Origin of the sequence: Pseudonocardia pini (assembly GCF_013870575.1) — a bacterium.
Lineage (GTDB): Bacteria > Actinomycetota > Actinomycetes > Mycobacteriales > Pseudonocardiaceae > Pseudonocardia > Pseudonocardia pini.
Genome location: NZ_JACBXB010000197.1, coordinates 1 through 8,082 on the forward strand (window position 1 = coordinate 1; position 8,082 = coordinate 8,082).

The window sequence follows — 8,082 nt, forward strand, 5'->3', positions numbered from 1 at the left end:
GCGCGCGGCGCAGGGCGGCGAACAGGAAGGTCAACGAGGAGACGGGCGCGCCGGGGGCGGGGAGGTCCGTGGCGGCCGCCGTGGCCTCGTCGGCGGCGACGACGTCGTGCGCCTCGGCCCAGGGGACCAGGGCGTCCAGCACGTCGTCCGGTGCGGCGGACCCGGCCAGCCAGGCCGAGGACCACACCGCGAAGGTGGCGGAGGGGCGGGGCACGGTCGCCAGGTTAATCACCGTCCCGGGGGCCTCGGCCTCTGCCGTGCGGGTGACGGTCTGTGACGTTCGGTGAGCGGTCAGGCCGTTCCGGTGCCCGCCGGCGTGTCCTCCCGGGCACCCGCACGGGCCTGGGATACAACCGCGGACATGCCCCGCACCCACGACTACCGCGGTCTGTTCGGCACCGACGGGACACGCACGCGGACACGCAAGGCGATCCCGGAGGTCCCGGCCGAGCCCGGGCTCGTCGTGGAGGACCCGGCCAGCGGCTTCTGCGGCGCGGTCGTGCGGGTCGACATCCGCGACGTGACGCTCGAGGACCGACACGGCAGGCGCCGGGTGTTCCCGCTGCGCCCGGCCGCGTTCCTGTACGAGGGTGCGCCGGCCACGCTGGTCAAGCCCGCGGCGAAGCAGGCCCCGGTGCGCAGCGCGTCGGGGTCGGTGCGGGTGGGGAACCTCAAGGCGCGCACCGCCCGCGCCTCCCGGATCTGGGTCGAGGGCATCCACGACGCCTCGCTGCTGGAGACGGTCTGGGGACACGACCTGCGGGTGGAGGGGATCGTCGTCGAGCCGCTGCACGGCGTGCACGACCTCGCCGCCGCCGTCCGGGACTTCGGCCCCGCGCCGCACCGCAAGCTGGGGATCCTGGTCGACCACCTCGTCGCGGGCACCATGGAGACGCGGCAGGCGGCGTCGGTGGCCGGCCCGCACGTGAAGGTGACCGGGCACCCGTTCGTCGACGTCTGGGAGGCCGTGAAGCCCGCCGCCGTCGGCATCCGGGCGTGGCCGCGGATCCCGCGCGGCACGGACTGGAAGACCGGGGTCTGCGCGGCGCTGCGCTGGGGCGAGCCCGCGGACGGGGCCCGACGCGTGCTGGGGGCGGTGAAGTCGTTCCGCGACCTGGACTCGTCCCTGATCGGCGCGGTGGAGCAGCTGATCGACTTCGTGACGGTCGATACCGACCCGAAATGATCATCGGCACCACCCTGTGACCCCGCCCGTGACATGCTGGTCACATGGTTCCGTTGATCTGGCTGATCGCCGGGATCGTGCTGCTCGCCGGGGAGATGCTGGCGGGTGAGTTCGTCCTGGCGATGCTCGGCGTGGGCGCGTTGGCCGCGGCCGGGGGCTCGGCGGCGTTCGGGCTCGAGTGGCTCGGCAGCTCGCTGGTGTTCGCCGTCGCGTCGGTGCTGTTGTTGCTCGGGGTCCGCCCGGCGCTGAAGCGCCGGGCGCAGAAGTCGATCGAGGGCTACCAGCAGCACAGCGAGAAGATCGTGGGGAGCTCGGCGGTGGTCTCCCGACGGGTGGACGGGCACGGCGGCCGGGTCCGGATCGGGCCGGACGAGTGGTCCGCCCGCGCCTTCCTGGACGAGCAGGTCATGGAGCCAGGCGAGCGGGTCACGGTGATGCGCATCGAGGGCGCCACCGCACTCGTGCTCGCGGAGTAGAGGGGGAGACGTGGACATCACAGTGCTGGTCGTCGTCGTGCTGATCGTGTTGTTCGCGGTCATCACGGTGGCGAAGTCGATCCAGATCGTCCCGCAGGCCACGGCCGCGGTGATCGAGCGGCTCGGCCGCTACAAGACCACCCAGGACCCGGGGCTGGCGTTCCTGGTGCCCTTCGTGGACCGGATCCGGGAGCGGATCGACCTGCGCGAGCAGGTCGTGAGCTTCCCGCCGCAGCCGGTGATCACGCAGGACAACCTGACGGTCAACATCGACACCGTCGTCTACTTCCGGGTCAACGACCCGAAGTCCGCGGTGTACGAGATCTCGAACTACATCACCGGCGTCGAGCAGATCACCACGACGACGCTGCGCAACGTCGTCGGCGGGATGACGCTGGAGGAGACGCTCACCTCCCGCGACCAGATCAACAGCGTGCTGCGCGGCGAGCTGGACGACGCCACCGGCCGGTGGGGGATCCGGGTGGAGCGGGTGGAGATCAAGGCCATCGACCCGCCGCCGTCGATCCAGGAGTCCATGGAGCGGCAGATGAAGGCGGACCGCGAGAAGCGGGCCACCATCCTCACGGCGGAGGGCCAGCGGGAGTCCGCGATCCGCAGCGCGGAGGGCAACAAGCAGGCGCAGATCCTCACCGCGGAGGGCGCCAAGCAGGCGGCGATCCTCAACGCCGAGGCCGAGCGCCAGTCGCAGATCCTGCGGGCGCAGGGCGACCGGGCGTCGCAGTACCTGCGGGCGCAGGGTGAGGCGAAGGCGATCGAGAAGCGGTTCGCCGCGATCAAGGCCGGCCGCCCCACACCGGAGCTGCTCGCCTACCAGTACCTGCAGACGCTGCCGGAGATGGCCAAGGGCGAGGCGAGCAAGGTCTGGCTGGTGCCGTCGGACTTCGGGAAGGCCTTGGAGGGCTTCACCCGGATGCTCGGTGCCCCCGGCGAGGACGGCGTCTTCAAGTACACCCCCTCGCCCGACGACGGCGTCGACTCCCGTCCGGAGGAGGACGAGGAGTCCGTCCGGAGCTGGTTCGACACCTCCGGCGACCCGGAGATCGCCGCGCAGGTCGCGGCGGCCACCGCGCAGGCCAACCAGGAGGTGCCCGCGATCGGCGAGCCGACCCCGCGCGAGATCGGCGGCGCGTCCCGGCTGGGCATCGGCGCGGGGGACGAGACGGTGACCCCGCCCAACGGCGTCCCGACGACGGGCGACTGGTCGGAGGAGGCCCCACCCCGCTGACCACCGGGCATTATGGAGCCACAACTGTCGTTCGCGAGGGGGGAGACGACAGTTGTGGCTCCATAACGCGGTTAGAGGGCGAAGCCGAACGGGAGCTCCAGGCGGTGTCTCGCCAGGAGCTCCCGGTCCGCCAGCAGGTCGCGGGTGGGGCCGTCCGCGACCACCACGCCGTCGTCGAGGATCACGCTGCGCGGGCAGAGCTGCAGGGCGTAGGGCAGGTCGTGGGTGACCATCAGCATGGTCCGGCCCAGCCCGAGCAGCACCTCCGCCAGCTCGCGGCGGGCCACCGGGTCGAGGTTCGACGAGGGCTCGTCCAGCACCAGGATCTCGGGATCGCAGGCCAGCACGGTGGCCAGCGCGACCCGCCTGCGCTGCCCGCCCGACAGGTGCAGCGGGGAGCGGTCGGTGTGCTCGGCCATGCCCACGGCCGCGAGCGCCTCGGTCACCCGGTGCGCGACGTCGGCCGGGGCGAGGCCGAAGTTCGCCGGGCCGAACGCGACGTCCTCGCGCACCGTCGGCATGAAGAGCTGGTCGTCCGGGTCCTGGAAGACGATGCCCACCCGCCGTCGGATCTCCTGGACGTGCCGCTTCTCCACCGGCAGGCCCGCGATCTCCACCGAGCCCGCGCCCGCGGCGAGGATCCCGTTGAGGTGCAGCACGAGGGTCGTCTTGCCCGCCCCGTTGGGCCCGAGCAGGGCCACCCGCTCGCCGGGCTCGATCCGCAGGTCGACGCCGTGCAGGGCCTGGTGGCCGTCGGGGTAGGCGAACAGCAGGTCGCGCACGAGGAGCGACGGCGGGGCGACGGGCACCCGCACATCCTCCGTCTGGAGCTGGGTCACGCGATCACCCACCCCGTCACGGCCAGCAGGGCGGCGATCCCGACCGGCGCGAGGCCGCGGACCCAGTCGGCCCGGGTGGTCGTGTCGGCGGTCAGGACCGGCATCGCACCCGTCCAGCCGCGGGACAGCATCGCCAGGTGGACCCGCTCGCCCCGCTCGTAGGAGCGCAGGAACAGCGCCCCGACGCCGCGGGCCGTCGCGCCGGCCTGCCAGAGGAAGCGCGGGTCGTGGCCGCGGGAGAGCCGGGCCAGCCGCATCCGCCGGGCCTCGCCCGCGATGACCTCCATGTAGCGCAGCATGAGTGTGGTGATCGTCGTCACCATCGCGGGGGCGTGCAGCCGTTGCAGGCCGACGAGCAGGTCCCGCATGGGCGTCGTGGCGGCGAGGGTCAACGACGTCAGGACGCCGAGGGTGCCCTTGACCAGGATGTTCCACGCCCCGAGCAGGCCGGGCTCGGACAGCGTGAGCCCGAGCCACTCGACCTGCGGCCCCGGCCCGGTGAAGGGCAGCAGCACCGCCAGCACCACGAACGGCGCCTCGATCAGCGAGCGCCGCAGGATCCAGCCCGGCGGGATCCGGGCCGCGACCCACACGCCGACGAGCACCGCGAGGTAGCCCGCGAACACCGGGAACGCCTCGCGCGGGGTGGCGACCACGCAGAGGACGCCGAGGAACGCCGCGACGATCTTGATCTGCGGAGGCAGCCGGTGCACGACCGACTCGCGCGGCAGGTGCAGCGGATGGGCGTGGCCCGCGCCCACCTACTCCCTCCGGTTCGGGGTGCGCGAACGGAGCAGCCAGAAGAGCCCACCCGCGAGGACGAGCGTCACGAGCACGCCGATCACGCCCGCGAGCCCGACGGTCCCGTCCCCGCCGAACACCGAGTAGTCCGCGAGCGGGGAGCCCGCCGTGTGGTGCTCGCCCGCGTTCTGGGCGATGCACGTGCCGTCCAGCTGCTCTCCCGCGGTGGTCTCGGTGACCGTGCAGCCGTTCAGCGCGACCGTGTCGAGGCCGTCCGGGTCCGAGCTGGCGAAGTACGAGAGCCCGCCCGCGACGGCGAGCGCGACGACCAGGAAGCCGATCCAGAACCGGGCCCTCATGCCGAGGCCTCCTTCCGGACGAGGGCGGGTGCCGTCCCGCGCAGGAGGTAGACCAGGTCCGGCCGGACGGCGGCCACGGCGCCGACGGTGGCCGCGGTGATCACCCCTTCGCCGATCCCGATCAGCGCGTGGAGTCCGACCATCAGGGCGAACACGGTGCCGAGCGAGGCACCGCCCGCGCCGCCGGCCGCGTACTGCAGCACGAACCCGAGGGAGGCGACGACGGTGTTGACGAAGGCCGCCACGAACGCGGTCGCGACCAGCCCGCCCTTGCCACGCCGCGCCAGGCGGCGGAGCAGCAGGGCCACGCCGTAGCCGGTGAAGACGCCGATCAGCGCCATGTTCGTGACGTTGGTGCCCAGGGCGGTGAGGCCGCCGTCGGCGAAGAGCAGGGCCTGCACCAGCAGCACGATCGCGATGCAGACCGCACCGACGTAGGGGCCGACCAGGATCGCGACGAGCGCGCCGCCGAGCAGGTGCCCGCTCGCGCCCGGCAGGATCGGGAAGTTGATCATCTGGACGGCGAACACGAACGCCGTGACGAGCCCGGCCATCGGCGCGGTGCGCTCGTCGAGGTCCGCGCGGGCCCTCATCAGGCAGAACGCCAGGCCGACGACGGCGATCGCGCCGAACAACAGCGCGGTCGGGGCGTTCACCAGCCCGTCGCTCATGTGCATCGCGGTGACCACGGGGCCTCCAGGAACCGTCCGACGGCGCCGGGGTCGACGCGTTCCTACAGCTCAACACCTCGGCGTGGTTGTTGCCAAGTCTTGGTGAGAGCAGTGGGTGTGCGACTGTTCGTTCGGAGGGGGTGATGCCGGTCACCTGGGCTGGACCGTGCCGCTACGGCCGGGTGTCGACTGCCCTGCGTGACCCCGAGCGTGACCACTCCCGGACTCGGGCGCCCGTCAGGCGTCCGCGAGCTCCTTGGCCCGTTCCTTCTCGGACCGCTTCGCCGACCGCGCCGCGATCACGCCCAGGCCGGCCCGGCGGACGGCGCCGACCGGCGCGGTCATCGCGCCGAGCGCCCGGTCGATCGCCCGGACCTGGTAGGTGGGGGAGTCCGTGAGCTCGGCGACGATCGCGTGGTGCTCCCCGCGGACCCGGTCCGCGTAGCCCGGCTGGCCGGGCGAGGAGTTCATGCGGACGGCGGCCAACGGCTCCGGGCGGCCGAGGAAGTCCCCGTGGTGGAGCAGGCGCAGCCAGCAGTCCAGGTCGAGCAGCTCGTCACGCCTGCCGCGCCAGCCACCCGCCGCGGCGAAGCTCTCCCGGCGGAACAGCACGTTGCAGGCGTCGCCGATCAGGTTCGCCCGGCTGCGGACGATCTTGCGCGCGACCTCGTCCCCGCTGCGGGTGCCGATGAGCCCGTTCAGCCCGCGACGCGGGACCAGGACGCGGCTGCGGTCGTCCACCACGTGCCTGCGGGCGGCGACGATCGCGAGCCCCGGGTCGTCGAGCAGCGGCTGGGACTGCAGCTCGAGGCAGCGCGGGTGGAGCAGGTCGCCGTCCACGACGGTCTTGACGAACGGGGCCTGGCAGAGCTGCAGCGCCCGGTTGCGGGCCTCGCTGCGGGGCAGGCGCTCGCCCGTGCGGGCCACCCGGATCCGCGGGTCGGAGAACGAGCGCATGACCTCGAGGGTCGAGTCCCGGCTGGCGTTGTCGAACAGCACCAGCTCGAACTCGCGCTCGGTCTGGGCCAGCACGGAGCCGATCGTCTCGCCGAGGTGCTCGTCGCCGTCCGTGACCGCCGCGACGACGGAGATGGTCGGCTGGTAGCCGAGGGGCAGTCCGCCCGGGCCGCCGACGGTCACCGCGTGCGCAGGTCGGAGTGGGTGGACGGGAGGTCGGAGCGCATGGCCGGGCACTCTACCGAGGGTTCGCACGGGCCCGGGTCGGTGGGCCGACGGCACTGTCCGTTAGGTTCGTGACGTGCATCCGGACGAGGGCGGCCACCGCGGAGTCACGATGGTGTGGCGCATGCCGGTCCGATCGGGTGACAACCGCAGCATCACAGTCGACGGGGGTCACGTAACGCTTCCGTGCGGTCGTCAGATAACCCGATTGATGACGGAGAAACGGGTGACAGCTCGACCTGCAGCAGTCGGACGCCAAGACGTCAGTAGACACGCACAGGACGTGCGATGAGGGGGAGAACTGCGATGCAGCGCAGTCAAGAGCCGACGGTGTCCGTCGTGGTACCGACCCGCAACGAGGCGCGCAACCTCCAGGTGGTGCTGCCCGCGATCGCGGCCGTGCGCCCCGCCGTGCACGAGGTCATCGTGGTCGACGGCAACTCCGTCGACGGGACCGTGGAGACCGCCCGCCGCGTCCTGCCGTGGGTGAGGATCGTCGAGCAGACGCGCAAGGGCAAGGGCAACGCGATGGCATGCGGCTTCGCGGCCGCCACGGGGGACATCATCGTGATGTTCGACGCGGACGGTTCGGCGGACCCCGCCGAGATCCCCGCGTTCGTCTCGGCCCTGATCGGGGGCGCGGACTTCGCGAAGGGCACGCGCTTCGCGCGCGGGGGCGGCAGCGACGACATCACGCTGCTGCGCCGCAGCGGCAACGCCGGGCTGAACGGCGTGGCCAACATGCTGTTCGGCACCCGGCACTCGGACCTGTGCTACGGCTACAACGCCTTCTGGGCCGACCTGTTGCCGCTTCTGGAGCTGCCGGCGGTGGACGCTCCAGCGCCGGGTGACGGGTCGATGCTGTGGGGGGACGGGTTCGAGATCGAGACCGTCCTCGCCTGCCGCGTCGCGGCCGCCGAGCTGCGGGTCACCGAGGTGCCGTCCTACGAGCGCGAGCGCATGTTCGGGGACACCAACCTGCGCACCTTCGCCGACGGCACCCGCGTGCTGCGCACGCTGGCGGCCGAGCGGCGCCGGGCCAGCAGGAAGGGCCAGACCCTCGGTGCGCTGGAGGCGGAGGTCCCCGCGGCCGCCGCGCCCCGCCCGCAGCCCGCGAACGGGCACGCGGTCAACGGGCACGCGGTCAACGGACACGCGGTCAACGGACACGCGGTCAACGGACACGCGGTCAACGGACACGCGGTCAACGGACACGCGGCGAACGGCGCCGCCCCGAACGGCACCGCCCCGAACGGCACCGCCGCCCACGCCCAGAACGGCCACGCGGCGCAGAACGGTCACGCGGACAACGGGTACGCCGTGAACGCGCACGCCCCGGCCAACGGGTACGCGAACGGGCACGCGAGCAGTCTCCTGAACGG

10 protein-coding genes are annotated in these 8,082 nt (G+C 72.8%); 4 read left to right on the forward strand and 6 right to left on the reverse strand.

All coding sequences use genetic code 11. The features are described from left to right. On the reverse strand, positions 1 to 214 hold a 214-nt coding region (locus H5J29_RS13600; protein WP_512700115.1), incomplete at its 3' end, for an Rv1486c family protein. Between the two features lie 147 nt (positions 215 to 361). Between H5J29_RS13600 and H5J29_RS13605 the strand changes: the two genes are divergently transcribed. The 3 genes from H5J29_RS13605 to H5J29_RS13615 are packed head-to-tail and all read left to right on the forward strand — an operon-like array spanning position 362 to position 2,908. Beyond that, positions 362 to 1,186: a DUF3097 domain-containing protein gene (locus tag H5J29_RS13605; protein WP_181781314.1), complete on the forward strand. Its 825-nt coding sequence runs from the start codon at positions 362 to 364 to the stop codon at positions 1,184 to 1,186. 44 nt (positions 1,187 to 1,230) lie between these two features. After that, positions 1,231 to 1,662 (forward strand): NfeD family protein, encoded by a 432-nt coding sequence (locus tag H5J29_RS13610; RefSeq protein ID WP_181781315.1) that lies wholly within the window; start codon positions 1,231 to 1,233, stop codon positions 1,660 to 1,662. Positions 1,663 to 1,672: 10 nt separating this feature from the next. Next, positions 1,673 to 2,908: an SPFH domain-containing protein gene (locus H5J29_RS13615; RefSeq protein WP_312858204.1), complete on the forward strand. Its 1,236-nt coding sequence runs from the start codon at positions 1,673 to 1,675 to the stop codon at positions 2,906 to 2,908. A 71-nt stretch (positions 2,909 to 2,979) separates the two neighbouring features. Here H5J29_RS13615 and H5J29_RS13620 read toward each other — a convergent pair whose 3' ends face one another. The 5 genes from H5J29_RS13620 to H5J29_RS13640 all read right to left on the reverse strand — a co-directional run bounded on the left by H5J29_RS13620 (position 2,980) and on the right by H5J29_RS13640 (position 6,658). Then, on the reverse strand, positions 2,980 to 3,747 hold the full coding sequence (locus H5J29_RS13620) for an energy-coupling factor ABC transporter ATP-binding protein (protein ID WP_312858205.1): 768 nt from the start codon (positions 3,745 to 3,747) through the stop codon (positions 2,980 to 2,982). Next, positions 3,744 to 4,508, reverse strand: a complete 765-nt coding sequence (cbiQ, locus tag H5J29_RS13625) for a cobalt ECF transporter T component CbiQ (RefSeq protein ID WP_181781316.1) — start codon at positions 4,506 to 4,508, stop codon at positions 3,744 to 3,746. Before cbiQ ends, H5J29_RS13620 begins: the two co-directional genes overlap by 4 nt. Beyond that, the gene (locus H5J29_RS13630) at positions 4,509 to 4,847 is read right to left on the reverse strand and encodes a PDGLE domain-containing protein (protein WP_181781317.1); all 339 of its coding nucleotides are present in this window, start codon (positions 4,845 to 4,847) and stop codon (positions 4,509 to 4,511) included. After that, on the reverse strand, positions 4,844 to 5,518 hold the full coding sequence (locus H5J29_RS13635; RefSeq protein WP_246393830.1) for an energy-coupling factor ABC transporter permease: 675 nt from the start codon (positions 5,516 to 5,518) through the stop codon (positions 4,844 to 4,846). The genes H5J29_RS13630 and H5J29_RS13635 overlap by 4 nt, the downstream gene beginning before the upstream one ends. A gap of 237 nt (positions 5,519 to 5,755) precedes the next feature. Beyond that, positions 5,756 to 6,658, reverse strand: a complete 903-nt coding sequence (locus H5J29_RS13640) for a glycosyltransferase family 2 protein (protein ID WP_181781318.1) — start codon at positions 6,656 to 6,658, stop codon at positions 5,756 to 5,758. Between the two features lie 348 nt (positions 6,659 to 7,006). Here H5J29_RS13640 and H5J29_RS13645 point away from each other — a divergent pair. After that, on the forward strand, positions 7,007 to 8,082 hold a 1,076-nt coding region (locus tag H5J29_RS13645), incomplete at its 3' end, for a glycosyltransferase family 2 protein (protein WP_246393831.1).